At 60.8% G+C, this 26070-nt stretch carries 25 protein-coding genes; 21 read left to right on the plus strand and 4 right to left on the minus strand.

The features are described 5' to 3' along the window. Positions 1-24: 24 nt before the first annotated feature. The 3 genes from E1573_RS18855 to E1573_RS18865 all read left to right on the plus strand — a co-directional run bounded on the left by E1573_RS18855 (position 25) and on the right by E1573_RS18865 (position 4582). A complete protein-coding gene (locus tag E1573_RS18855) occupies positions 25-1191 on the plus strand; it encodes an acyl-CoA dehydrogenase family protein (protein WP_133216094.1) in 1167 nt (388 codons plus the stop codon). 11 nt (positions 1192-1202) lie between these two features. Further along, positions 1203-1676: a MaoC family dehydratase N-terminal domain-containing protein gene (locus E1573_RS18860; protein WP_133216095.1), complete on the plus strand. Its 474-nt coding sequence runs from the start codon at positions 1203-1205 to the stop codon at positions 1674-1676. A 143-nt stretch (positions 1677-1819) separates the two neighbouring features. Next, the gene (locus tag E1573_RS18865) at positions 1820-4582 is read left to right on the plus strand and encodes a LuxR C-terminal-related transcriptional regulator (protein ID WP_133216096.1); all 2763 of its coding nucleotides are present in this window, start codon (positions 1820-1822) and stop codon (positions 4580-4582) included. Here the strand turns inward: E1573_RS18865 and E1573_RS18870 are convergent. Both E1573_RS18870 and E1573_RS18875 read right to left on the minus strand, forming a co-directional pair. Next, positions 4576-5010, minus strand: a complete 435-nt coding sequence (locus tag E1573_RS18870) for a PaaI family thioesterase (protein ID WP_133216097.1) — start codon at positions 5008-5010, stop codon at positions 4576-4578. The two genes, E1573_RS18865 and E1573_RS18870, sit on opposite strands and share 7 nt — an antisense overlap. A 62-nt stretch (positions 5011-5072) precedes the next feature. Continuing rightward, positions 5073-6221, minus strand: coding sequence for an acyl-CoA dehydrogenase family protein (locus E1573_RS18875; protein ID WP_133216098.1), 1149 nt, complete (start codon positions 6219-6221; stop codon positions 5073-5075). A 348-nt stretch (positions 6222-6569) separates the two neighbouring features. On the opposite strand from E1573_RS18875, the gene E1573_RS18880 reads away from it, so the two are divergent. From E1573_RS18880 to E1573_RS18935, 12 genes are all read left to right on the plus strand, one after another. After that, complete coding sequence (locus E1573_RS18880; protein WP_133216099.1) at positions 6570-7757, plus strand: lipid-transfer protein; 1188 nt, start codon at positions 6570-6572, stop codon at positions 7755-7757. Between the two features lie 52 nt (positions 7758-7809). After that, the gene (locus tag E1573_RS18885; protein ID WP_133216100.1) at positions 7810-8253 is read left to right on the plus strand and encodes a MaoC family dehydratase N-terminal domain-containing protein; all 444 of its coding nucleotides are present in this window, start codon (positions 7810-7812) and stop codon (positions 8251-8253) included. Positions 8254-8264: 11 nt separating this feature from the next. Beyond that, positions 8265-8684, plus strand: coding sequence for a MaoC family dehydratase (locus E1573_RS18890; protein WP_133216101.1), 420 nt, complete (start codon positions 8265-8267; stop codon positions 8682-8684). Between the two features lie 36 nt (positions 8685-8720). Then, positions 8721-9554 (plus strand): SDR family NAD(P)-dependent oxidoreductase, encoded by an 834-nt coding sequence (locus tag E1573_RS18895; protein WP_133216102.1) that lies wholly within the window; start codon positions 8721-8723, stop codon positions 9552-9554. A 68-nt stretch (positions 9555-9622) separates the two neighbouring features. Then, positions 9623-10765, plus strand: a complete 1143-nt coding sequence (locus E1573_RS18900) for an acyl-CoA dehydrogenase family protein (protein WP_133216103.1) — start codon at positions 9623-9625, stop codon at positions 10763-10765. Positions 10766-10855: 90 nt separating this feature from the next. After that, on the plus strand, positions 10856-12424 hold the full coding sequence (locus E1573_RS18905; protein ID WP_133216104.1) for a long-chain-fatty-acid--CoA ligase: 1569 nt from the start codon (positions 10856-10858) through the stop codon (positions 12422-12424). Between the two features lie 115 nt (positions 12425-12539). Next, positions 12540-14462, plus strand: a complete 1923-nt coding sequence (locus E1573_RS18910) for a DUF1302 domain-containing protein (RefSeq protein WP_133216105.1) — start codon at positions 12540-12542, stop codon at positions 14460-14462. A 24-nt stretch (positions 14463-14486) separates the two neighbouring features. Further along, on the plus strand, positions 14487-15854 hold the full coding sequence (locus tag E1573_RS18915; protein ID WP_133216106.1) for a DUF1329 domain-containing protein: 1368 nt from the start codon (positions 14487-14489) through the stop codon (positions 15852-15854). A 25-nt stretch (positions 15855-15879) separates the two neighbouring features. Then, the gene (locus tag E1573_RS18920; protein WP_133216107.1) at positions 15880-17070 is read left to right on the plus strand and encodes a lipid-transfer protein; all 1191 of its coding nucleotides are present in this window, start codon (positions 15880-15882) and stop codon (positions 17068-17070) included. 150 nt (positions 17071-17220) lie between these two features. Further along, positions 17221-17790, plus strand: coding sequence for an SPOR domain-containing protein (locus E1573_RS18925; RefSeq protein ID WP_133216108.1), 570 nt, complete (start codon positions 17221-17223; stop codon positions 17788-17790). Between the two features lie 53 nt (positions 17791-17843). Beyond that, positions 17844-18365 carry a GNAT family N-acetyltransferase gene (locus E1573_RS18930; RefSeq protein ID WP_133216109.1) on the plus strand — a complete coding sequence of 174 codons (522 nt, stop codon included), beginning with the start codon at positions 17844-17846 and terminating at the stop codon, positions 18363-18365. 14 nt (positions 18366-18379) lie between these two features. Further along, positions 18380-18805 carry a bifunctional (p)ppGpp synthetase/guanosine-3',5'-bis(diphosphate) 3'-pyrophosphohydrolase gene (locus E1573_RS18935; protein ID WP_133216110.1) on the plus strand — a complete coding sequence of 142 codons (426 nt, stop codon included), beginning with the start codon at positions 18380-18382 and terminating at the stop codon, positions 18803-18805. Between the two features lie 3 nt (positions 18806-18808). On the opposite strand, the gene E1573_RS18940 is transcribed toward E1573_RS18935, so the two are convergent. Beyond that, positions 18809-19501: an endonuclease gene (locus tag E1573_RS18940; RefSeq protein ID WP_133216111.1), complete on the minus strand. Its 693-nt coding sequence runs from the start codon at positions 19499-19501 to the stop codon at positions 18809-18811. A gap of 6 nt (positions 19502-19507) precedes the next feature. Next, positions 19508-19777 (minus strand): DUF1654 domain-containing protein, encoded by a 270-nt coding sequence (locus E1573_RS18945; RefSeq protein ID WP_133216112.1) that lies wholly within the window; start codon positions 19775-19777, stop codon positions 19508-19510. A gap of 395 nt (positions 19778-20172) precedes the next feature. Between E1573_RS18945 and E1573_RS18950 the strand changes: the two genes are divergently transcribed. From E1573_RS18950 to rbsD, 6 genes are read left to right on the plus strand one after another with little or no spacing between them, the layout of a single operon-like run. Continuing rightward, the gene (locus E1573_RS18950) at positions 20173-21129 is read left to right on the plus strand and encodes a sugar ABC transporter substrate-binding protein (RefSeq protein ID WP_133216113.1); all 957 of its coding nucleotides are present in this window, start codon (positions 20173-20175) and stop codon (positions 21127-21129) included. Positions 21130-21176: 47 nt separating this feature from the next. After that, positions 21177-22727, plus strand: a complete 1551-nt coding sequence (locus E1573_RS18955; RefSeq protein ID WP_133216114.1) for a sugar ABC transporter ATP-binding protein — start codon at positions 21177-21179, stop codon at positions 22725-22727. Continuing rightward, on the plus strand, positions 22724-23716 hold the full coding sequence (locus tag E1573_RS18960; RefSeq protein WP_133216115.1) for an ABC transporter permease: 993 nt from the start codon (positions 22724-22726) through the stop codon (positions 23714-23716). The genes E1573_RS18955 and E1573_RS18960 overlap by 4 nt, the downstream gene beginning before the upstream one ends. Positions 23717-23719: 3 nt before the next feature. Continuing rightward, positions 23720-24742, plus strand: coding sequence for a LacI family DNA-binding transcriptional regulator (locus tag E1573_RS18965; protein ID WP_133216116.1), 1023 nt, complete (start codon positions 23720-23722; stop codon positions 24740-24742). 13 nt (positions 24743-24755) lie between these two features. Next, positions 24756-25664 (plus strand): ribokinase, encoded by a 909-nt coding sequence (gene rbsK, locus E1573_RS18970; protein WP_133216117.1) that lies wholly within the window; start codon positions 24756-24758, stop codon positions 25662-25664. Next, entirely contained in the window at positions 25661-26065 is a 405-nt protein-coding gene (rbsD, locus tag E1573_RS18975) for a D-ribose pyranase (protein WP_133216118.1), read from the plus strand. Before rbsK ends, rbsD begins: the two co-directional genes overlap by 4 nt. Positions 26066-26070: the final 5 nt, after the last annotated feature.

Below are 26070 nucleotides of genomic sequence, written 5' to 3' on the forward strand. Positions count from 1 at the left end.
TCATCGTCTTTTCGAGGAGGTCCCATGACCGTTGATCTGTTGCCCGAACATCGAGAAATCCGTGACGCAATTCTGCGCATCTGCGAACGCTTTGATGCGGACTATTGGCTGGAAAAAGACCGCGTCGGCGGCTTCCCCAGCGACTTCCACCAGGCCCTGGCCGAAGATGGCTGGTTGGGCATCTGCATTCCCGAAGCCTATGGCGGTTCCGGCCTGGGCATCACCGAAGCGACAGTAATGATGCAGGCCATCGCCGAGTCGGGTGCCGGTATGAGCGGTGCTTCGGCGGTGCACATGAATATCTTCGGCCTTAACCCGGTAGTGGTGTTCGGCAGCGAGGCACAGAAGCAGCGCATGCTGCCGCCGCTGATCGCCGGGCAGCACCGTACCTGCTTCGCCGTCACTGAACCCAACACCGGCCTTAATACCACGCAACTGAAAACCCGCGCCGTGCGTGATGGCGACCATTATGTGCTGCATGGGGTCAAGACTTTCATCTCCACGGCCAGCGTAGCCGAGAAGATGCTGATTCTGGCGCGTACCACACCGCTGGAGCAGGTGCGCAACAAGACCGAGGGCTTGAGCCTGTTCTACACCGATTTCGACCGCCGGTTCATTGAGGTGCATGAAATCGACAAGATGGGGCGCAAAGCCGTCGACACCAACCAGGTGTTCATCGATGGCCTGCGAGTCCCCAAGGACGACTTGATCGGTGAGGAAGGCCAGGGGTTCCGCTACATCCTGCATGGTATGAATGCCGAACGCATTCTGGTGGCGGGCGAGGCCATCGGCCTGGGGCGGGCGGCACTGGCGCGGGCCACGCAATATGCCAAGGAGCGTGAAGTGTTCAACCGGCCCATCGGCCTCAATCAGGCAATCCAGCACCCGTTGGCCGAACGCTGGATGGAGCTGGAGGCGGCCAACCTGATGACCCTGGATGCCGCTGCACGCTTCGATCGCCAGGAGGAGTGTGGCGTGCAGGCCAGCGCGGCCAAGTACCTGGCCGCCGAGGCAGGCTACAAGGCGTGCGAGACTGCGGTGATGACCCATGGCGGTTATGGCTACGCCAAGGAGTATCACGTTGAGCGCTACCTGCGTGAAGCGTTGATCCCGCGTATCGCGCCGGTCAGCCGCGAGCTGATTCTGTGCTTCGTTGCCGAGAAGGTGCTCGGTTTGCCCAAGTCCTACTGAACGGTGGAACGATGAACGCACCCACGATGCTTTGTATTGAACCCGACATTTTCTGGGACGACTTGCTGCTCGGCACGCGCTTTTGCACGGCCAGACGTACGGTCACCGAAACTGATCTGGTGAATTTCGCCAACCTCACCTGGTTGACCGAAGAGCTGTTCAGTAATGCTGAGCCGAGTGACCGTGCACGCATGGCAATCAGTGCGCGGGTGGTGCCTGGCGGATTGGTCTACACCTTCGCCGAAGGCTTGGTGGCGCCTTCGTTCCGGGCTGCCGGGCTGGCTTTTCTCGGTGCTGAACTCCAGATGCACGGGCCGACTTTGGTGGGCGATACGCTGCAGGTGGAGTGCGAAGTCATCGAGTCGCGCCCCACCTCCAAAGCCGACCGCGGGCTGGTGCGCACGCGCAATGCGGTGGTCAATCAGCGGGGCGAATCGGTGCTGGTCTATACGCCGCTGCGCCTGATGCGACGACGCCCGGCGTGAGCCGGGGCCGACTGGGCCATAGACGGCGGGCAGCCGGTGGGTAGGGAGGATTGGCCATTTTGGCTCGGTGACTATCAATCGGGTATCGGCATCCGCCGCCAACACGCTTTAAACTGTCTGAAAATAAAAAATGAGACTGCTGTATGTCTGATTTCACCCAGTCCGGCCCGCGTACGCATTCCTTCCCGGAACACCTTGGCCAGTCGATTCCCGATACCAAGGTGGTGCCACCGCGGGGCGCTCGGCGCATGGTGCCGCGTGAAACCCTGCTGGCCCGGCTGCTGGAGGCCAGGCGGCAGCGCTGCGTGGTAATTCAGGGGCCGGCCGGCTCAGGCAAGACCAGTACCTTGTTGGCCTGGCGCCGTGAACTGTTACCGCTCAATTTCGAGGTAGCCTGGCTGTCGCTGATGGCCGAAGACAACGAGCTGACGCGTTTCGCCGATTGTTTGCTGACCAGCCTGGCGCAGGTCAGCCCTGATGTCGTGCGTGATGCAAGCATCCTGCTCGGGCGTGACAGCGATGAACTGGCGGTGGAAAACTGGGCCATCACCCTGTCTCAAGGCCTGGCTGCGCGCCAGCCGACACGCGACCTGGTACTGATGGTCGATGACCTGCATCATCTGGAAGACGCGCGCGTGCTGCTGCTTTTGCAGTATCTGCTGGAATACGCGCCGACCAACTTTCATCTGGTGCTGGGCACGCGTCATCAGGTTGCGCTGCCACAGCTGTTGGCGCGGTTGCGTGCCCAGGGCGCGCTCAGCGAGTTCGACTTGCGCGACCTGCGTTTCAGCCTGGCAGAGTCGGAGCGCTTCCTGCGCGAGCAGTTTGCCGACATCGATGTGCGGGAAGTCGAGCGTTTGCATGCGTTGACTGATGGCTGGGTCGCCGGTTTGCAGCTGTTCGCCCTTGACTTGAAGGGCAAACAGGGTACCCAGTTCCTGCCGGTACAAATGCGTGATGCCAGTGCGTTCGCTGAGTACTTCGAGCGTGAGGTGCTGGTACGCCTGGCCAACGAAGACCTCGCGGCGCTGAGCGTGGCTTCGATCTGTAACCGCTTTTGCGCGTCGTTGTGCGCCACCTTGCTGGGTGCGCCACACTCCTTGCCGAAGATTATGAACCGGCTGGCGCGCCTGGATAACGGCGATCTGTTCATTACCCAGGTCAAGAGCCTCGACCGGGAAACCTGGTACCGCCTGCATCCGTTGTTGCGCGAGGTGTTGCGTGCCCGTATCCCGCAACAGGGCCCCGAGTTGCAAGCGCTGCATGCCATTGCCCGCGATTGGTTCTACAGCCGTGGGCATGTCGACGAGGCCGTACGTCATGCCGTGCAGGCAGGCGATTCACAGGCGGCGGCCGACATTATCGAGGCCTGCGCCAGTGAATTGCTCTCGCGTGGCAACCTGGCCCAGCTCTCGGGTTTGCTGCGGCGCATGCCGGCCGAGATGCTGAACCAGCGCCTGGGCCTGCGTCTGCTTATGGCCCACTTGCAGCTCTATGCGCGTAATTTCGTGGAGTTGCGCAAGAACCTTGAATACCTGGAAGCCCAGCGCTTGCGGTTGAGCAGCAGCCAGTGCCACGCATTGACACTGTTGTATGCCGAACAGGCGCTGCATCTGGATGACTACCTGGCCATGGAGCGCCTGGCGCCTGAACTGCAGGCCATTCCCATGGATATCGACGATTTCATTCACACCGGGCGCTCTATCAACCTGGCTTGGCTGGCCATGTATCAGGGGCACTTCGAACAGGCCCGGGCGATGCTTGAGGAGAGTGACCGACCGGCAGGCTCACCGCGGCGCAGCCTGATGGCGCGGTGCCTTGGCGGTATGAGTATCGCGTTGCAAGGGCGTTTGAGTCAGGCGGAGCACATATTCCGCGACGCGTTGGATGAGTCGCAGGCTCAGGGCGTTGGCTATGTCATCGTCGCCGGCATGGCGGCGGGTTTGCTGGCCATTTCGTTGTATGAGCAGAATCAGTGCGAGGCGGCGTTGCAGGTGGTAGAGCCGCGTCTGAGTTTGCTGGAGCGTATTTCCATCCCCGATACCGTGCTTCAGGTGCTTTGCGTGCGTGCTGAAGTACTGTGGCAGCTTGGCCGTCGGGAAGAGTCTGACAGCTGCCTGGATCGGCTCGCTACTTATGCGCAGCGCGATGGGATGAAGCGTTTGCTGGCCTATGCACTGTTTTTGGAGTTACGTCATCAGTTGCTCAGGGGCGACACCGAGCGGGCGCAGGCAACGTTCGTGCGTCTGCAGCCACTGGCCGGCACTGACGGCTTTCGATTGCAGGGCATTGCCCAGGAAATCTACATGATTGTAGAGCGCGCCCGATTGATGCTGGCTTTGAGCCAAGGCGACTGGGACTCGGTGCTGACACGTGCCGAGCCGCTGATTCGCCAGTCGCAGGCGCGCGGCCGTTACCGCCGGGTGGTGGTGCTGACGTTGCAGCTGGCACTGGGCGAGCGAGGCGCCGGCAACCTGCAGGCGGCTACGCAGCGTACGTTGGACGCTTTGCGCCTGGGCCATCGTCTTGGGCTGCATCGCAGCGTGCTGGATGTAGCGCCGGACGTGGTGGCCCTGATTGAGCAAATCCGTGCAGACAAAATGCTGGATCCGGTGCTCGATCGCTATGCCCAGCGCTTGCTGGGCCTGATCGACGAGCCGGAAGAACAGGACGCTCCAGCGCCAGACAATGCGCCACTGGGTGGGTTACGCCAGCGTGAAATTGAAGTGCTTGAACTGGTAGCGCAGGCTTTGCCCAACAAGAAAATTGCCCGGGTGCTCAATGTGTCACCCGAGACGGTCAAATGGCACCTGAAGAACATTTTCCTGAAGCTGGGCGTCAACAGTCGCGATGAGGCCATTGCCTGTCTGCGCGACCTTAAAGCGGCCCGCTCAGGGCGTCAGTAGTCTGGCGTAAGGGCGGTGAAAATCGCCTTGCCGCGGGCAATCACGCGTTGCTTGTCGCGCAGTTCAACACTGGCGTGGGACAGGCGCTGGCCGATCTTGTGCACGGTGGTGTGGGCCTCTATCCAGTGGCCAGGGCAGGCCGGGTGCAGGTAGTCGAGGCTCAACGACACGGTGGCAAACGGCCGTGTTGCACCGCACTGTTTGAAGATCGCCCGGCCCAGCGCCGTGTCGGCGAGGGTGGCGAGCAAGCCGCCATGGGCGATGTTCAGCGGGTTGAGGTGTTCGGCGCGAATGCGTGTACCGAGGATGCCGCTCTCGGTGTGCTGGTACAACCAACAATGGGCAACGAAGCCCTGTGAGGGCATGGGCTGGAAGCCGTCGGGAGGTGTATCGGTGCAGGGCGTCGGGGCGAGCGGGGTGTCGTTCATAACTACCTCTCGGGCAGGACGAGCGGCAACCGTCCGGTCAAGGCCGACGGTTGCCGACAGGGTTACAGGGTGCGGGCAATCAGCTCCTTCAACACTTCGTTGGAGCCACCATAAATACGCATCGGGCGTGTGTTGATGTAGAGGCGGGCGATCGGGTATTCGAGCATATAGCCGTAACCGCCGTGCAATTGCAGGCACTCATCAATGATGTCGCAGGCCTGGGTACTGGCCCACCACTTGGCCATGGCTGCGGTGGTGCTGTCGAGCTCGTGGCGGATCATCTTTTCCATGCACTGATCGATGAAGGCTCGGGCGACACTCACCGTGGTCTGCATTTCCGCCAGTTTGAAGCGGGTGTTCTGTTGGTCCAGCAGCGGCTTGTCGAATACCTTGCGGTCGCGGGTGTAAGCAATGGTTTCCTCAACGGCACGCTCCATTGAGCCCAAGGCGTTCATGGCGATGAACATGCGCTCTTCCGGCAGTTGTTGCATGAGCTGTACGAAGCCTTGGCCTTCTTGCGGGCCGAGCAGGTTGGCCACCGGCACGCGCACATCGTCGAAGAACAACTCGGAGGTGTCCTGGCCTTTCTGGCCGATCTTTTCAAGGATGCGGCCACGGCGAAAGCCTGGCAGGTCTTGAGTCTCAATAACAATGATGGAAATGCCTTTGGCGCCCAGGCTCGGGTCGGTCTTGCACACCAGCAACACCAGGTCGGCCAAGTGACCGTTGGTGATAAAGGTCTTGGAACCGTTGATCACATAGTGGTCGCCATCGCGCACAGCTTTGGTCTTGATGCGCTGTAGGTCGGTACCGGCGCCTGGTTCGGTCATGGCGATGGCACAGACCTGTTCACCACTGGCCATCTTCGGCAGCCATTTGTGCTTTTGTTGCTCACTGGCATAGCGCAGCAGGTAGTGGGCGCTGATGGCGCTGTGTACGTTGGTACCGATGCTGGTGGCAACAGCGCGTGCCAGCTCGTAGCCGACCACGGCGTTGAAGGCGTGGTTGCCGCCACCACCTCCGTACTCCTCCGGAATCGCCGGGCACAGCAGGCCCATACTCCCGGCCTTCAGCCAGGTTTGGCGATCGACGTGTTGTTGTTTGGCCCAACGTTCTTCATTAGGCACCAGCTCTTCGGCGGCAAAGCGGCGCACGCTGGCCTGGAACATCGCCAACTCTTCGGACAGCCAGGACGGCCTGTGTTCATTCATGCGGGAATCCTCGCTCTCTCATGGCTACGACGCCAACGCGTCAGGCGTCTGGGGGTGCGTTCATGCTAGGAGCAGGGCCTCTGTGTGGCGTCCCCTGAACGGATGAAGCAAGGGAGGCAGCGCGCAGCGTTCGTTCGGACCAAGGCCGGGCGTAGCCGATGAGCGACGTCAGGCCGGGTGTGGTCTGCATTGAGCGGCGGGCTTACGCCTGTAGTTGGTTCTTTCGAACGCTGTTCACTGGTGCTGCAAGTTCATCCCTTCGACCGTCGCCGCAACCCCCGTCGTTGTTCCAGCATGGATTGCAAGACGCCCCGTTCGGGGTTGGATGGGTTCCCAGGAGAGAAGCGAATGAGCAGTAAAGTCGTGGTGGCAGGCGTCGGTATGATCCCTTTCAGCAAGCCAGGTGCCAGCCCCAGCTATACCGACATGGGCGCTGAGGCGGTGCGGCTGGCATTGCGTGATGCCGGGATTGGCTACGACAAAGTGCAAATGGCCTTTGCCGGTTATGTGTATGGCGACTCTACCTGTGGCCAGACCGCCTTGTATGAAGTCGGGCGTACGGCCATTCCGGTGGTCAACGTCAACAACAACTGCTCCACCGGCTCCACCGCGCTGTATCTGGCCCGCGCCGCAGTCGCCAGCGGCCAGGTGGAGTGTGCCCTGGCCCTGGGCTTCGAGCAGATGCAGGCCGGTGCGTTGAAGTCGCATTGGGATGACCGCCCGCGCACCCGTGCCAGCGTGGTTCATGTCATGGAAGAGCTGACGGCCGATGCCGCCGATCTGCCGCAGGCGCTGCGTACCTTTGGCGGCGCGGGCCGCGAGCACATGCAGAAGTACGGCACGCGCATGGAAACCTTCGCCGCCATTCGCGCCAAGGCCAGCCGTCATGCTGCCAACAATCCCCTGGCGCTGTTCAAGAACGTGGTGACCACCGAAGACGTCATGAACGACAAGGTCATGTGGCCGGGTGTGATGACCCGCCTGATGGCCTGCCCGCCGACCTGTGGCGCGGCGGCGGCGATTGTCTGCACCGAGGCGTTTGCCAGGAAGCATGGCTTGCGTACCGATGTCGCCATCCTCGCCCAGGCCATGGCTACCGACCCGGTGCAGTCGTTCGAGCCGCCATCGCTGATTGCCTACGCCGGTTTCCACATGGCCCAGGCCGCCGCTGCACAGGTGTACGAAGCGGCTGGCATCGGCCCGCAGGACCTGCAAGTGGTCGAGCTGCACGACTGTTTTGCCCACAACGAATTGCTTACCTACGAAGCCCTGGGGCTGTGCCCGGTAGGAGAGGGCGAACGCTTTGTTCTTGATGGTGACAACACCTACGGCGGTCAGTACGTGACCAACCCCTCCGGTGGCCTGCTTTCCAAAGGCCACCCGCTGGGCGCCACCGGCCTGGCCCAATGCTACGAGCTGACCCACCAGCTGCGTGGCACGGCCGACAAGCGCCAGGTGGAGGGCGTGAACATTGCCCTGCAGCACAACCTTGGCCTGGGCGGCGCCTGCGTAGTGACGCTGTACGGCCGTAACTGAGTATTCCCAGCGCATCGGTCGATGCGCCAGACCACAACAGGAGTCATGAGACATGGCAGACAAAAGTCTGATCGGCAGGCAAACGGCGCAAGGCAGCGTCGAAGTGGAGAAGGGCAAGCTGCGCTTTTTCGCCAAGGCCATTGGCGAAACCAATCCGCTGTACAGCGAGCTGGGCGCCGCCAAGGACGAAGGCCATCCGTCGTTGCCCATCCCACCAACCTTTTTGATGCCGCTGCTCAGTGAGCTGCGAGGCGACATTCAAGGGCTGATGAAGATGCTGAACTGGGACCTGGGGCGCATTCTGCATGCCGAACAGTCCTTCGTGTACCACCAGATGGTGTACGCCGGCGATGTGTTGAGCGCCGAGACCCGCATCGTGGATGTGTACGAGAAAAAAGGCGGCGCACTGCAGTTCGTGGTGCAGGAAACCAAGGTCACTAACCAGCATGGCGCGCATGTCGCCGATGTGCGCAATTCGCTCGTGCACCGCAACTAAGGAGAACCGCCATGACCGTTCCGAACTACAACGACATCAGCGTTGGCGAGCAGATCCCGGTACTGCAATTGCCGGCCATTAACCGCACCACCCTGGCCCTGTACGCCGGTGCCTCGGGTGACCACAACCCGATCCACATCGATATTGATTTTGCCCGCAAGGCCCGCCAGCCCGACGTGTTTGCCCACGGCATGCTGTCGGCCGCCTACTTGGGCCGGCTGGTGACCAACTGGGTACCGCAGGCCCAGCTGCGCGAGCTGTCGATCCGCTTTACCGGCATTACCCACCTGGGCCATGTGCCCACCTGCAGCGGTGTGGTGACCGAGAAGTTCGAGGCCAATGGCGAGAAGCGCGTGCGCCTGGCCATTCGCTGCAACAACCAGTACGGCGAAGAAAAACTGGTTGGTGAAGCCGTTGTGGCACTCGCCTGATCCTTTTCCCCATTACTTGATTTCAGGAACAGAACAATGAAAAAGCTTGAAGGCCAAGTCGCCCTGGTGACCGGTTCCGGTCGTGGTATCGGTCGTGAAGTCGCACTGCAACTGTCTGCCTTGGGTGCCAAGGTGGTGGTCAACGATCTGGATGCCGCGCCTGCCGAAGAAGTGGTAGGGCTGATCCGTGCCGCCGGTGGCGATGCGGTCGCCTGCGTCGGCAGTGTGACCGCCCCGGACTTTGCCGATCGCTTCATTCAGACTGCGGTCAAGCAGTACGGCAGCATCGACATCATCGTCAACAACGCCGGCTACACCTGGGACAACGTGATCCAGAAAATGACCGATGAGCAGTGGTACGCGATCATCGATTGCCACCTCACCGCACCGTTTCGCATTCTGCGTGCGGCCTATCCGGTGATCAGTGCTGCGGCCAAGGCCGAGGCGGCTGAAGGTAAGGAAGTGTTCCGCAAGGTGGTGAACATCTCGTCTGGTTCGGCAGGCGGCAACGTCGGGCAGGTCAACTACTCCTCGGCCAAGGCCGGTGTGCTGGGCATGACCAAGTGCCTGGCCAAGGAGTGGGGCCGCCTGAAAGTCAACGTCAACGCCGTTGCCTTCGGTCACATTGAAACCCGCCTGACCGTACCTTTCGCAGGGTCCGAGAGCGCCACCGTTAACATCGAGGGGCGTGAGATCAAGGTCGGCATCAGCCAGCAACTGGTGGAAAAGGCCAAGGCCGGTATTCCCCTGGGCCGTCCGGGTACTGCGGTTGAAGCGGCAGGCTCGGTGGTCATGTTGTGCCTGCCGGAGTCTGACTACCTGTCTGGCCAGACCCTGTTCTGCGGTGGTGGCCCGGGTTCCAACTTCTAAGACGTCGTTCGCTCTCGGCAACCGCCCGGCAGCGGCGGTTGCCCCTACAAGAATTCGAGGTGCGCAGCATGCTGGAAAACTACCGCTCCCCCTGGTTGACCGAAGACCTTGAGTCGTTCAAGGACATGGTCGAGCGTTTTGCCCGAGAGTACATCGAGCCGTTCGAGCTGAAGTGGCGCGAGCAGCATTACGCTGACCGTAGCGCCTGGCTGAAGGCCGGTGAACTGGGTTTGATCCTGCCGGACTTCCCTGAAGAATACGGTGGAGCGGGTGGCCATGCCGGGCACTACATCTGCGTGTTGCAGACGTTTGCGGCTAACGGCGGCGGCCTGGGTACAGGCTTGAGCCACATCGTTGCCAAGTACATCCTCGATTCCGGCACCGAAGCGCAAAAGCTGCATTGGCTACCGAAAATCGGCACCGGCGAAGCTATTTGTGCCATTGCCATGACCGAGCCCGGCGCAGGCTCCGACCTCAAGTCGGTGCGCACGCGGGCGGTGAAGCAGGGCAACAAGTATGTGATCAACGGCGCCAAGACTTTCATTTCCAATGGCCAGACCTGCGACATGGTGCTGGTAGTGGCCAAGACCGACAGCGGCGAAGGGGCCAAGGGCGTCTCGCTGTTCATGGTCGATACCCGCACTCCGGGTTTTCGCCGCGGTAAGTGCCTGGACAAGATCGGCATGCATGCCCAGGACACCTCGGAAATGTTCTTCGATGACGTTGAGGTCCCCGAAGACTGTCTGCTCGGTGGGGTAGAAGGGCAGGGCTTCTACACCCTGATGAATCAACTGGCTTACGAGCGCGCACAGATAGGCATTGGTGCCGTTGCGGTGATGGAGCGCGCCCTGGGCCTGACCCTGGAATACACCAAGGACCGCAAAGCCTTTGGCAAGCCGGTTATTGAATTCCAGAACAGTCGCTTTGTGCTGGCCGACGTCAAGGCCACTGTGCTCGCGGCTAAAACCTTCGCCGACCTGATTGCCCAGCGCTGGGTAGACGGCAGCCTGGACACCACCCTGGCATCGATGGGCAAGTTCTGGCTGACCGAGCGCCAGGGCGAAGTTCTCGACCGCTGCCTGCAGCTGTTTGGTGGCTACGGCTACATGAGCGAGTACCCGATTGGACGGATGTGGGCCGATGCCCGCGTCGCCCGTATCTATGGCGGTTCGAACGAGATTCAGCGCGAGGTGGTAGCCCGTTCGCTCTAGGGGTGTTCGGGTAAAGGCGAGCACGAACGTTGCGAGGCGAACACTGCGTTCGCCGTTCCTTGCACAACAACAAATACAAAGGAGATTCGCATGTATATCACTCAAGGCCTGCACCGCCATATTCAGGCCAAACCTCATGCGACCGCGATCCGCTACCGTGGCCGCGGTATTACCTACGCCGAGTTCGGCGAGCGTGTCGCGCGGCTGGCCGGTGCGTTGAAAACACTGGGTGTGAACAGCGGTGATCGAGTGGCCATGCTGTCGGCCAACTCGCTGCGTTACATTGAGTATTACCTGGCCGTGCCCTGGGCTGATGCAGTGGTCAATCCGGTCAACTACCGCTGGAGTGCTGCGGAAATCATCTACTCGTTGGACGATTCGCAGACCACCGTGCTGTTGGTGGATGACAACTACAAGGGCCTGGCCGAGCGCATCGTTGCCGAGTCCAAGACCGTGCGCACGGTGATTTACGCCGATGATGGCGAGGCGCCGCAAGGGCTATTGTCGTATGAGCAACTGATCGCTCAGAGCGAGCCTGTGGAAGACGCCCGGCGTGGTGGCGACTCGCTCTTGGGGATCTTCTATACCGGCGGCACCACAGGCTTTCCGAAGGGTGTGATGCTCAGCCACAACAGCGTGGCCTTCTCTTCGATGGCCTCGCAGCAGTCCGGGCGTTGCAACGCCACCACACGCTTCTTGCATTCGATGCCGATGTTCCACCTGGCCGACTTTGCTGCCATGGTCTCGTTGTTCAGCAGTGGCGGCACCCACGTGGTATTGCCGGCATTTACCCCCAAAGCGGTGCTGGAAGCTATCGACCACGAACGCATAAACGAGATCTTACTGGCACCGACCATGATCCAGATGTTGCTGGATTGGTGTGAGGCCGACCCAGCTGCCCGGGACTACGACTTGAGTGCACTGGAGCGTGTGGGTTACGGCGCTTCACCGATCACGCCGACGCTGCTGGACCGGGCCCGCAGTATGTTCCCCAGCGCCGGGTTTACCCAGGGTTATGGCATGACGGAACTGTCGCCGGTGGCGACCTTCCTGAGCGCCGACTACCACACGCCCGAGCACCAGAAGAGCGGCAAAATGTACTCAGCCGGTCAACCCTATGCCTGTGTCGAGGTGCGTATTGCCGACGAGCACGACCGAGAGTTGCCACGCGGTACGGTGGGCCAGATTCTGGTTCGTGGCCCTAACGTCATGCTTGGCTACTGGAACAAACCGGAGGCCACCGCTGAGGCCCTGCGTGGCGGCTGGATGCACACCGGTGACGGCGGCTACATGGACGAAGAGGGCTTTGTCTACGTTTGCGATCGCCTCAAAGACATGATCGTCAGCGGTGGCGAGAACGTGTACTCCGCCGAGGTCGAGACGGCGATCGCCAGTCACCCGGCGGTGGCTTTGAGTGCGGTCATCGGCATCCCCTGTGAACGCTGGGGCGAGACGGTGCATGCAGTGGTCTTGCTCAAACCCGGCCGGGTCGCCAGTGCTGACGAAATTGTTGCTCACTGCCGCGAGCACATCGCCGGTTACAAGGTGCCGCGCAGTGTCGAGTTCCGTGACGTCTTGCCGCTGTCCAACGTGGGTAAGGTGCTCAAGGTCGAGTTACGCAAACCGTTCTGGGAAGGGCGCCAACGCGGCGTGTCCTGACGGCCTCACGGGCGGCAGTGCCGCCCGCAACCTCCAGATCAATGACGCAGTCGGCAGCTCCGGCAGGGAGCCCCGTTGCCCGGCGTGACCCTCTACATCTCGCGGAGCTCGACCCATGAGTTACGTTGTTTCGCGCAGCGCCATGCCGCTGCAATTGCTTGCATTGTCCATTGCTGCAGCCATCAGTCACCCGGCACAGGCCGTCAATTTTCAGATCGGTGAAATCGAAGGGCAGTTCGACTCTTCGTTGTCTATCGGCTCCAGTTGGGCAGTGCGCGGTGCCGACCCTGACTTCATTTCCAACTTCAACTCCCAGGGCGTGCGGGGCAACGCGTCCTCGCGTACCAGCGACGACGGGCGTTTGAACTTCAAAAAGGGGGAAACCTTCTCGAAAATCTTCAAAGGCCTGCATGACCTCGAGCTCAAGTATGGCGACAGCGGTGTCTTCGTGCGTGGCAAGTATTGGTATGACTTTGAACTGAAGGACGAGCACCTCTCTTTCTACGACATTGACGACAGTGGTCGGCAGCGTGAGGCGAAATCGTCCGGTGCGCAGTTCCTCGACGCCTTTGTCTACCACAACTATCAACTGGCCGACTTGCCGGGCAACGTGCGCCTGGGCAAACAGGTGGTCAGTTGGGGTGAGAGCACCTTCATCGGCAACTCGCTCAACAGCATCAACCCGGTGGATGTGGCGGCCTTGCGTCGCCCCGGCTCCGAGGTCAAGGAAGGCTTGATCCCGGTGAATATGTTCTATGTGTCTCAGGGCCTTTCAGAGAACCTCAACCTCGAATCCTTCTACCAGATCGAATGGAAACCTTCGGTGCTGGACAACTGCGGCACCTTCTTCGGCAACGATGTTACCCCGGAAGGTTGTACCGATCGCGCCCAGATTGCCGGCCTCGACCTGGCTCCGGGGGTTGCCAACAACACCGGTAACAACCTGCAAACCATTCTTGGTTCTACGGTCAACGCCGGAGGCAACCTCCTTGCCAACCCGTTCAGTGGGACCGACGATGCCTATGTGCCGCGAACCAAGACCAAAGATGCCCGCGACAGTGGCCAGTACGGTTTTGCCTTGCGTTGGTTCGTGCCCGAGCTGAACGACACGGAGTTTGGTCTCTATTACCTCAACTACCACAGCCGCACACCCTCGCTGGACTTCACCCGTGCCACCAATACTGCGCCCAGCGGGGCCGGGCTCGGGGCCACAGCGGGGTCGTTGAATGCAGTACGCTCGGCCAGCTACCACACGGTGTATCCCGAAGACATCCGGCTGTATGGCCTGAGTTTTTCGACCAACGTCCAGGGCACAGCGGTTGGCGGTGAAATCAGTTACCGGCCGAACATGCCGCTGCAGCTTAACGGTGCCGACCTTAACCTTGCCGCCGTCGGCAACCCGGCGTCGCCACTGTTCGTCTCCGGCTGGGCGCCGAACAGTGCCGGTCAAGCGCTGCAGGGCTATAAGCGCATGCCAGTGCTGCAAGCCCAGGTCAGCGCTACCCACTTCATTGACCAAGTGATGGCCGCCAGCCGCCTGACCCTGGTCGGCGAGGTGGGCTACAACCGCATCAACGGCCTGGGCGACAGCGATGGCAACGATTTGCGCTTTGGCCGCAGCACCATTTTTGGCGCTGGCGAGTTAGCCACCGCCGCAGGCCCGGCGACGTGTGCCGGCACCCTCAATCCGGTTCCCGGGCAACCGGCCGGTGTGGTTCAGCCCAGCAACCCGCAGCAGGAGTGCAACAGCCACGGTTTCTACACCACCGACTCCTGGGGCTATCGCCTGCGCGCGCGCCTGGATTACCCGAACGTGATCGCCGGTATCAACCTGGCGCCAAACCTGGCGTGGTCGCACGACGTGGAGGGCAATGGCCCGAACTTCGAAGAAGGCCTGAAGGCCGTAAGCCTTGGCCTGGATGCCGACTACATGAGCACCTACACCGCCAGCCTCAGTTACACCGATTTCTTTGGCGGGCATTTCAACACCAATGGTGACCGCGACTACGTCGCACTCAGCCTCGGCTGGAACTTCTGACGGCAAACTGCAGAGGAACGAAAAATGAAAAACGCATTGATCCGTACCAGCGCGCTGGCGCTGTCCTTGCTGGCGACTGGTGTGATGGCCGCCGTTTCGCCCCAGGAAGCCGCACAACTGGGCACCACCCTGACGCCCTTGGGTGCCGAAAAAGCCGGCAACGCCGACGGCAGCATCCCGGCTTGGACCGGCGGGCTCAAACCGGGCGCAGCACCGGTAGACAGCAACGGCTTTCTCGGTAATCCGTTCAAGGACGAGAAGCCCTTGTTCGTCATCACCGCCGCTACAGTTGAGCAGTACAAGGCCAAGCTGTCGGCCGGCCAGCTGGCGATGTTCAAACGCTACCCGGACACCTATCGCATACCGGTGTATCAGAGCCATCGCACGGCCTGGGCGCCGCAGGCGATCTATGACGCCGCGCGTAAAAGCGCGGTGACCACCGAAAGCCAGAACGGTGGCAACGACCTGAAAAATTTCGATCAATCGCGGGTGTATGCCTTCCCGATTCCGAAAAACGGCGTTGAAGTGGTGTGGAACCATATGACCCGCTATCGCGGCACCAACTACACCCGCAACCATGTGCAGGTTGTGCCGCAGGTCAACGGTGCGTTTACACCGGTGGAAATGCAGGACAATGCCGGCTTTCCGCAGTACATGCCTGATGCTGATCCACAGCAGACCAGCAACATCCTGTTCTACTACAAGCAGGCCGTCACTGCGCCTTCGCGCCTGGCAGGTTCAGTGACGCTGGTGCACGAAACGGTCGACCAGATCAAAGAGCCGCGCATGGCCTGGTCGTACAACGCCGGGCAGCGCCGTGTACGTCGCGCACCGCAGGTGGCCTATGACGGCCCGGGCACCGCTGCCGACGGTATGCGCACCGCTGACAACGGCGACATGTACAACGGTGCACCAGACCGTTACGAGTGGAAGCTGATCGGCAAGAAAGAGATGTACATCCCGTACAACGAGTACCAGCTGCAATCGCCGTCGCTCAAGTACACCGACATCATCAAACCCGGCCATATCAACCCGGACTACACCCGCTATGAGCTGCACCGGGTGTGGGAAGTGGAAGCCACGTTGCGTCCAGGCCAGCGCCATATCTATGCCAAGCGCCATATGTATTTCGATGAAGACACCTGGGCACTGATGGGCGTCGATCACTACGACAGCCGCGGTCAACTGTGGCGTGTGGCCGAAGGGCATAACTACAACGACTTTGAACACGGCATCAACACCTGGTCGGCCATGGCCATCTACGACCTGATCGCCGGCCGCTACCTGGCCATGAACCTGGTCAACGAGGCCCGCCATGCCATTGCCTACGACCAGCCTCTGACCCAGAACGACTTTACCCCGGCCGCTCTGCGCAATGCCGGTGTTCGTTAACCCGTCCTCTAACAGGAGTAGAACAATGTCTCAGAAACCTTACGTTGCCGGTGTCGGCATGATCCCCTTCGTCAAACCGGGTACCAGCGGCACCTACATCGAAATGGGCGCTCAGGCCACGCGTCTGGCGCTGCAGGATGCGGGGCTTGATTACAACCTGGTGCAACAGGCCTTTGTCGGCTACGTGTATGGCGACTCAACCTGCGGTCAGGCCGCCCTCTATGAAGTCGGCATGTCCGGCATTCCCGTGCTCAACGTCAACAACAACTGCGCCACTGGTTCCAGCGCATTGTTCCTGGCTCGCCAGGCCGTGGCCAGCGGCGCGGTGGAATGTGCGTTGGCGCTGGGCTTCGAGCAGATGCAACCGGGGGCCCTCAAAGGCCATTGGGATGACCGCCCACGCGCCACCACCCACATGACTCAGGGCATCATTGATGAACTGACTGCTGATGTCGCCGGTATGCCGGGTGCCTTGCAGATGTTTGGGGGTGCCGGGCGTGAGCACATGCACAAGTACGGCACGAAAATGGAGACCTTCGCGGCCATCCGTGCCAAGGCCAGCCGTCATGCCGCCAACAACCCGCTGGCGATGTTCCGCAAGGTGGTAACCACCGAAGACGTGATGAACGATCAGGTGATCTGGCCGGGTGTGATGACGCGCTTGATGGCTTGCCCACCGACCTGTGGCGCTGCAGCGGCGATTATTTGTACCGAAGCGTTCGCCAGAAAGCACGGTTTGCGCACCGACGTGGTGATCCTCGCGCAGTCGATGGCCACTGACCGGCCGGTTGCGTTCGAAGCCCGTTCGATGATCGAAGTGGTCGGTTTCGACATGGCCCAGCGAGCGGCCCGATCGGTATACGAGCAAGCCGGTGTAGACCCACGTGACATCCGTGTCGCCGAAATGCACGACTGCTTTGCGCACAATGAACTGCTTACCTACGAATCCCTGGGTTTCTGCGATGTCGGGACTGCCGAGCGTTTCGTGCTGGATGGTGACAACACCTACGGTGGCCAGGTGGTTACCAACCCGTCCGGTGGTTTGCTTTCCAAGGGCCATCCGTTAGGCGCTACCGGTTTGGCCCAGTGTTATGAACTGACCCGGCAGATCCGCGGTACAGCCGGGACCACGCAGGTGGAAGGTGTGAACCTAGCATTGCAGCATAACCTTGGGTTGGGTGGGGCCTGTGTGGTGACCCTGTACGGTCGCGCCTGAGGAATAAAACCGGTAGGAGCGGGCTTGCCCCGCGATTGCGGTTTGTCAGTCACACCGCATCGCGGGGCAAGCCCGCTCCTACCTTAAGTTTGCGTCCGATGGAACGTTAGAAATGCTAGAATCCGCCGCTTGCATACAGGAGAGCGACACGTGCGCAAAATTGCGGTGGTAATGGCAGTACTGGCCCTGGCCGGCTGTGAAAATGAAGTCGAAGGCGTGCACAAGCAGATTGCCGAGCAACTGCCCAACCCGAAAACAGCCAAGTTCGGTAACGTGCGCATCGATAAGCAGGGTGCCATTTGCGGCCAGGTTCGCAGTAAAGATGATGCCGGCACCTTCCTGCCATACCGCAGCTATGTTGCCATCAAGCAAGCCGACGGTTACCAGATCATCCTTGCCGACAAGGGCAGCAACCTGCAGATTCGCGAAATCTGTGGCGGTGCCGATCTGCAACGCCGTGCCGATGCATTGGCCGATCAACCAGCACCTGAGGGCTGGGACGTCGAAATCATTCAGGGCCCGAACATGGGCGCATTGAGTGACATGACCGCACGCCTGATCGAGAAGCAGATCCCGTCTTCGGTGGAATACCGCGACGGCAAACCGGTGGTACTGCTCGGCCCGTTCCCGAACAAAGCCGATGCCGAGGCCCGGCAGGCTGATGTCATGGCCCGCCTGGGTACTGACTCCATCGTCATCCAGCACGGCGCTACCCGCTAGCCAGCGCCTTTGCTTGCCCCGTACACTCACGGCTCACCCTAAGGAGAGCCGTGATGAAGGATTCATCCCCCGCCATAACCTTGCAACGCGCCACCGAACAGCATATTGACGGGCTGGCGGCGTTGTACAGCGACCCGCGCGTCTCCCGCCAAGCCTTGCAGTTACCGTATCAGACCCTCGACAACTGGCGTAAGCGCCTGGGCCCCGGCGTGGACTACGAGCGCTCGTTGAGCCTGGTCGCTCTGCATCAAGGCGAGGTCATTGGTAATTGCTCGCTGGAGCAGAATCCACGGGTGCGCCGCAGCCACTGCGCCAGCATCGGCATGGGCGTGGCGTCGGCCTGGCAGGGGCAGGGGGTAGGCACCCGACTGTTGGCGGCGGTGCTCGACGTGGCAGACAACTGGATGGGGCTGCAGCGCATCGAACTGACGGTGTTCACCGACAATCAACCGGCACTGGCCCTGTACAAGCGCCATGGCTTTGAAGTCGAAGGACATTTGCTTGACTATGCTTTGCGTGACGGCGTGTTTGCCGATGTCTATAGCATGGCGCGCCTGAAGCGCCGTCAGGGTTAAACCAGGAGGGCCTTATGTCTACGCTGGAGCGGGCCATTGCCGTGGCGGCCAGGGCGCATGAAGGGCAACAGGACAAGGGCGGCAGTGCGTATATCCTGCATCCGTTGCGGGTGATGCTGCGGGTCTCGACGGTTGAGCAGCGTATCGTCGCGGTGTTGCACGATGTGCTGGAAGACTCCGCCATTACCTTGTCGGACCTGGCACGTGAAGGGTTTGCCTTGAAGATCCTGGCGGCGGTACAGGCGCTCAGCCGCCGCGATGAGGAAAGTTATGAGGCGTTTGTCATACGCCTGGGTGATGACCCCTTGGCACGGGTGGTGAAGCTGGCCGACCTTGCCGATAACAGCGACCTCTCGCGAATCGCCACCCCCGGCCCTGAAGACCTTGCCCGCCTGGCCCGCTATCAGCAAGCCAGCGCCTACCTGCAGGCGCTGGCCTGAGCGTTAGCTGCAGGCGCTGAGGTTCACCGGCCCGACGAACTCATTGCCGTGGCCCATGACACAGGCCACCCGCTGATTGCGCTGGCGCTCCCAGGGTTGTGGCGGGTAGGTCTTGTTCCAGGCGTCGTAGAGCTGACGGTCCTGTTTCGACAACTTCAGGTTGTACTGTTTGCTCATATAGAAGTAGGTGCGCGCGATCATCCCGCGGATCGAGGGCCGCGGCATGACCTTCTTGGCCTTGAAGTCCACCTGCGTCAGGCATGAACCGTACTGCCCGCGTTGCTCGGGCAGCCAGCCGAAACTGAAGTTGCTGCGGTCGCCGTTAACCTCGCCGATGCTGGGCACCAGGTTGTGCAGGTCGGCTTCAGCACGCTGAAAGACTTTGTCGTTACGGGCGCAGTTCTTACGTCCGCCGTCCTGCCAGCACTGACGCTGATGCCCGATCTGCCAGGCCGGGACAATGTGCTCCCACTCGATGCGCGAAGCACGATTGGCGTTTTTGCGCGGAATGTAGCCACACGCCGCAAGGTCAACCTTGTTGCCATTGTATTTGCAGCCGCAGTAGAACTCGGTGGACTGCGGCGCATACAGGCGCCAGGCGACTTTCTTGGCTTCGCTGAAGGTGCGAGGGGCATCGGCGTAGGCGGTGGTGGCACTGAACAGCAGACAAACAACGGTTAAAAACGAAACTCTCATGCGCACTCAATCTTCCTTCGGCACAACCCAGAAAATCTGCACGCCGCCATCATCGCGGTAGGCGAGGGTGACGTTATCGTTCTCGGCGATTTCCTCCAGCAAAGTGGCCCAATCGTCTGGCGATTCATGCTCCAGGCGAAAGATCAGGGCGGCGCGGGCTTTTTGTGCGGTCGGTGAGTTGATGATTTTCTGGATGCGAAGGCCCAGTTGCTCGTAACTGCTGACAGGGGCGGAAGTGCTGGCCACGAAACGTTCCTTATTTAGCTGTATGCGCATACAGTATTTCACTGTAAGCAAATTCGCAACAGCTTGTCGGTGAAAGAGCGCATGAGACCGTGAACACTGCGAATTGCTGCAGTGCGTTTAAGGTTTTTTTGCTGTGGGCAGGAGCGGTGCTGGTTTGCGTCTTACAAAGCAGGCAAGTGATTTCGCAAGCCCCGACTGGGCACCCGGAGAATATCCGCTAAGGTTGCTATGCCGGTGAACATTCAGATGTCCGAATGCCACCTGCAGTGGGGGGTTCGGTTTTTGCTGCGTTTTGATGATAATTCAGACGTGCAACTTCCAGAGTGTTTCCGGTTGTTAATTTGACAAAGTCTGGTTGCTTTCGCATAGTCAGCTCATGCAAACGTTTGCGACCCGATAAAAATCATAAAATCCGGAGTAAACCCATGAAATTGCCGTTCGCAGGACGCCTCCTGGCGATTGCCGTACTGTCTTCACTTGCGCTTGTAACACCCCTGTCCCAGGCCGTGGCCGATGAAAAGCCGAAGGTCGCCCTGGTGATGAAATCCCTCGCCAACGAGTTCTTCCTGACTATGGAAGACGGTGCCAAGGCCTACCAGAAAGAACACGCCAGTGAGTTCGACCTGGTGTCCAATGGCATCAAGGATGAAACCGATTCGGGTAACCAGATTCGCATCGTCGAACAAATGATTGTTTCCGGCGTCAACGCCCTGGTGATTGCCCCGGCTGACTCCAAAGCACTGGTGCCGGTGGTGAAAAAAGCCATGGATGCCGGTATCACCGTGGTCAACATCGATAACCGCCTGGACCCTGAGGTGCTGAAAAGCAAAAACCTCAGTGTGCCGTTCGTAGGGCCCGACAACCGTGAAGGTGCGCGCCTGGTAGGGGATTACCTGGCCAAACAGAAACTCAAGGCCGGTGACGCAGTGGCGATTATCGAAGGCGTTTCGACCACCACCAATGCCCAGCAACGCACCGCCGGTTTCAAGGATGCGATGGCGGCCGCGCAGGTCAAGGTTGTCTCGGTGCAATCCGGTGACTGGGAAATTGCCAAGGGCAATGCTGTGGCAGCCTCCATGCTCAATGCCCACCCTGAAATCAAGGCGCTGCTGGCGGGTAACGACAGCATGGCGCTGGGTGCAGTCTCGGCAGTGAAGGCAGCGGGTAAAACCGGTCAGGTCCAGGTGGTGGGTTACGACAACATCAAGGCCATCAAGCCGATGCTCGCGGACGGCCGTGTGCTCGCCACTGCGGAGCAGTACGCCGATAAGCAGGCGGTGTTCGGTATCGAGGCGGCGCTGAAGATGCTCAAGGGCGAAAAGCCTGAAGTGAACGCTGACAACGTCATCCAGACCCCGGTTGAGCTGGTGACCACACCGTAGTCGCACAGCGTGCGCCTGCTATCGGGCAGGCGCCAGGAGAACAGGCAATGTCAGCGACCGCAGAGGCGGTACTTTCAGTCAGTGCAATCGGCAAGACCTACGCCCAGCCGGTGCTCGGCGATATCGACCTGAACTTGTACCGTGGTGAAGTGTTGGCCCTGACCGGGGAGAACGGCGCGGGTAAAAGTACCCTGTCAAAAATAATCGGTGGCCTTGAAGTGCCCACCACCGGGCAGATGCACTATCAGGGTCAACCTTACCAGCCAGGCAGTCGCGCGGTGGCCGAGCGGCTTGGTGTGCGGATGGTCATGCAGGAACTCAACCTGCTGCCGACCCTGACTGTGGCCGAGAACCTGTTTCTCGATAACCTGCCCAGCCGAGCGGGTTGGATCAACCGTAAGCGTCTGCGCCAACTGGCCCAGGCGGCCATGGCCCAAGTCGGCCTGGAAGCGATCGACCCCGACACCCCGGTGGGGGAGTTGGGGATTGGCCACCAGCAGATGGTCGAGATTGCCCGCAACCTGATCGGCGACTGTCATGTGCTGATCTTCGATGAGCCCACGGCCATGCTCACGGCGCGAGAGGTTGAGTTGCTGTTCACCCAGATCGAGCGCTTGCAGCAACGCGGGGTGGCCATCGTCTACATCTCACACCGCCTTGAAGAGCTGAAACGTATTGCTCAGCGCATTGCGGTGCTGCGCGACGGCAAGCTGGTGTGTGTCGAGCCCATGGCCCGCTACAGCAGCGCGCAATTGGTCAACTTGATGGTGGGCCGCGAGCTGGCCGAGCACATCGATCTGGGTGAACGCCAGATCGGCGCGCCGCTGCTCAAGGTCAATGCCTTGAGCCGTGGCGACAAGGTGCGCGACGTATCCTTTACTGTGCGCAGTGGTGAAATTTTTGGCATCTCCGGATTGATTGGTGCCGGCCGAACCGAGTTGCTGCGGTTGATCTATGGTGCCGACCGTGCCGACAGCGGCAGCATCGAACTGGGCAACCCGTTGCGCTCGGTACAAGTCGACTCGCCGGTGGCTGCAGTGCGCGAAGGCATTGCCCTGATCACCGAAGACCGCAAAGGCGAAGGTTTGCTGCTGTCGCAATCGATCAGCGCCAACATCGCCCTGGGCAACCTTGCCGCTGTTTCCCGTGGGGGTGTGCTCAACCGTCAGGCCGAGCGTGAGCTGGCCGAACGCCAGATCGGCGCCATGCGCATACGCAGTTCCAGTGCCGATCAGGTCGTAGGCGAGCTGTCCGGTGGCAACCAGCAGAAGGTGGTCATCGGCCGTTGGCTGGAGCGTGATTGCAGCGTGCTGCTGTTCGACGAGCCCACCCGCGGCATCGACGTCGGTGCCAAGTTCGACATCTATGGCTTGCTCGCCGAGCTGGCGCGTCAGGGCAAGGCATTGGTGGTGGTGTCCAGCGATCTGCGCGAGCTGATGCTGATTTGTGACCGCATTGGTGTGCTCAGTGCCGGGCGTTTGATCGACACCTTTGAGCGTGCGCACTGGACCCAGGATCAACTATTGGCCGCGGCCTTCGCGGGCTATCAGAAACGTGATGCGTTGCTGCATGAAGCGGCACCCAGGATGACCCCATGAAAACCACTCCACTGGACAGCACTGCCACCCCCGTCAAGCGCGGTAGCAGCTATTACGGCCTGGGTACCTATCTGGGCCTGGCCGGCGCCTTGCTGGCGATGATCGTGTTGTTCTCTGTGCTCAGCAGTCATTTTCTTTCGTACGCCACCTTCAGCACCCTGGCCAATCAAATCCCCGATCTGATGGTGTTGGCGGTGGGCATGACCTTCGTGCTGATCATTGGCGGCATCGACCTCTCGGTGGGCTCGGTGCTGGCTCTGGCGGCGTCGACGGTCAGTGTGGCGATCCTCGGCTGGGGCTGGAGCGTACTGCCCGCCGCATTGCTGGGTATGGGCGCGGCGGCGCTGGCCGGGAGCATTACTGGCTCGATCACAGTGGCCTGGCGGATCCCGTCGTTCATCGTGTCGTTGGGTGTGCTGGAAATGGCCCGCGGTGTGGCCTATCAGTTGACTGATTCACGCACTGCCTATATCGGCGATGCCTTCGCCTGGCTTTCCAACCCGTTGGCGTTTGGTGTGTCGCCGTCGTTCATCATCGCTTTGCTGGTGATCATCCTGGCGCAGCTGGTGTTGACCCGTACGGTGTTCGGTCGCTACCTGATCGGCATCGGCACTAATGAAGAAGCGGTACGCCTGGCCGGTATCGACCCGCGCCCTTACAAGATTCTGGTGTTCTCACTGATGGGGCTGTTGGCGGGCCTGGCCGCGCTGTTCCAGATTTCCCGCCTCGAAGCCGCCGACCCGAATGCCGGCTCCGGCCTTGAGCTGCAGGTCATCGCCGCAGTGGTCATTGGCGGCACCAGCCTGATGGGTGGGCGCGGCTCGGTGATCAGCACCTTCTTTGGCGTACTGATTATTTCGGTGCTGGCCGCAGGCCTGGCCCAGATCGGCGCTTCAGAGCCGACCAAACGCATTATTACCGGGGCGGTCATTGTCATCGCCGTGGTCCTCGACACCTACCGCAGCCGACGTGCAAGTCGGCGGAACTGAATCATGGCAACTATCAAAGACGTCGCTGCACTGGCGGGTATTTCCTATACCACCGTGTCCCATGTACTGAACAAAACCCGGCCGGTCAGCGAGCATGTGCGTTTGAAAGTCGAGGCGGCCATCGCTGAGCTCGATTACGTGCCCAGCGCTGTGGCCCGCTCACTCAAAGCGCGCAGTACGGCTACCATTGGCTTGTTGGTGCCCAACAGCGTCAACCCTTACTTCGCCGAGCTGGCACGCGGGATCGAAGACGCCTGTGAACGCAATGGCTATTGCGTGATTCTGTGCAACTCCGACGACAACCCGCAAAAACAGCGCAGCTACTTGCGCGTGCTGCTGGAAAAGCGCATCGATGGTTTGATCGTCGCTTCGGTGGGTGAAGACAGCGACTTGCAAGGCAGCCTGGCCAGCGTGCGCACGCCGATGGTGATCGTCGACCGCGCGCTGGAAGGTGTCGACGCCGACCTGGTGAGCATCGACCATGAGCAGGGCGCCTACCTGGCGACTCGTCATTTGCTTGAGCTGGGGCATCGCGACATTGCTTGCATCGGTGGCCCGGCCAGTACCAGTACGGCACAACTGCGCCTGGCGGGGTTTCGCCGTGCCTTGACCGAAGCGGGCATTACGCCAGGCGACGATCACATCGTTTACAGCGACTTCACCAGCCTGGGTGGCTATGGCGCCGCCGCGCAACTGCTCGACGGCCCTCGGCCAACGGCTATTTTTGCCGGTAATGACTTGATTGGCATCGGCGTGTTACGGGCTGCTGCCGAGCGCAATATTTGCGTACCCGGCGAGTTGTCGGTGATTGGCTTCGACGACATCCAGCTCAGCCGCTATGTGTTCCCGGCCCTGACCACTGTCGGCCAGTCGATACGGGAGTTGGGTGAAAACGCTGCAGCCCTGCTGTTATCGCGCATTGCCCAGCCGCTTCGTGGTGCACCGGAGCAGCGTATCGTTGCCCCGAAAATCGTATTGCGCGAGTCCACTGCGCCACGCCCAGACCTTTTCAATGATTACCGCTGAGAGCCGAACAGCTATGCAAGCCAAGGTAGTGGTGGTGGGTAGCCTGAACATGGACCTGGTGGCCCGGGCGCCACGGTTGCCGCGCGCTGGCGAAACCTTGGCGGGCGAATCCTTTGCCACCGTACCGGGCGGCAAGGGGGCTAACCAGGCGGTGGCCGCAGCACGCTTGGGTGCCGCCGTGGCGATGATCGGCAATGTCGGTGATGACGCCTACGGCCAGCAGTTGCGCCAGGCTTTGCTTGATGAGCAGATCGACTGCCAGGCGGTCGCGGTGTGTGCTGGAGTCTCGAGTGGCCTGGCATTGATTGTGGTTGATGCCAGTAGCCAGAATTCGATTGTCATCATCCCAGGCGGTAACGGCCAGTTGCAGCCTGAGTCGGTGCAGGCGTTCGACGCTTTGTTACAAGGCGCCGAGGTGATCATCTGCCAGCTGGAAGTTCCTCCACAGACAGTGGCGTACACGCTTGAGCGTGGCCGTGCACTGGGCAAAACGGTGGTCCTCAACCCTGCACCGTGCACTGGCCCGTTGCCGCTGAACTGGTACCGCAGCATCGATTACTTGGTCCCCAATGAAAGCGAGGCGCAAGCGCTGACCGGGCTGCCGGTAACCGACCTGACCAGCGCCGAAGTAGCTGCCAACCATTTGCGTGACCTTGGGGTTAAAAACGTGATTGTCACCCTCGGTGCTCAGGGGGCACTGTTCGCCAATGCCCAAGGGTTCAAGCACTTTCCGGCACCGCAGGTGCAGCCGCTGGACACCACAGCGGCTGGCGATACCTTTGTCGGTGGCTTTGCCGCCGCACTGGCGCGTGGCGAAGAAGAGGGCGCCGCGATTGCCTTTGGGCAGCGCGCGGCGGCGCTGTCAGTCACTCGCGCGGGTGCCCAGCCCTCCATCCCTTATTTGGCCGAGTTGTCGCCATGAAAAAAACACCTTTACTCAATATCGCGCTGTCGCGGGTCATTGCCTCGCTGGGGCATGGTGACATTCTGGTGATTGGTGACGCAGGATTACCGGTACCACCCGGTGTCGAACTGATCGACCTGGCTCTGACCCCTGGGGTGCCGGACTTTGCCAGCGTGCTCCGTACGGTATTGAGTGAAATGCAGGTGGAAAGCCATGTACTGGCCGACGAAATGTTCAAGGCCAACCCCCCGGCCTTGACCGTCATTGAGCAATGCCATGCGCATGGGCAGCTCGGCGCCCGTAACCTGCTCAGTCACAGCGAATTCAAACAGCTCAGCCGCGGCGCTCGCGCCGTGGTGCGCACCGGCGAGTGTCAGCCCTACAGCAACATTGTCTTGATTGCCGGCGTCACGTTCTAGATGAT

Source organism: Pseudomonas sp. H9, from assembly GCF_004353925.1.
Lineage (GTDB): Bacteria > Pseudomonadota > Gammaproteobacteria > Pseudomonadales > Pseudomonadaceae > Aquipseudomonas.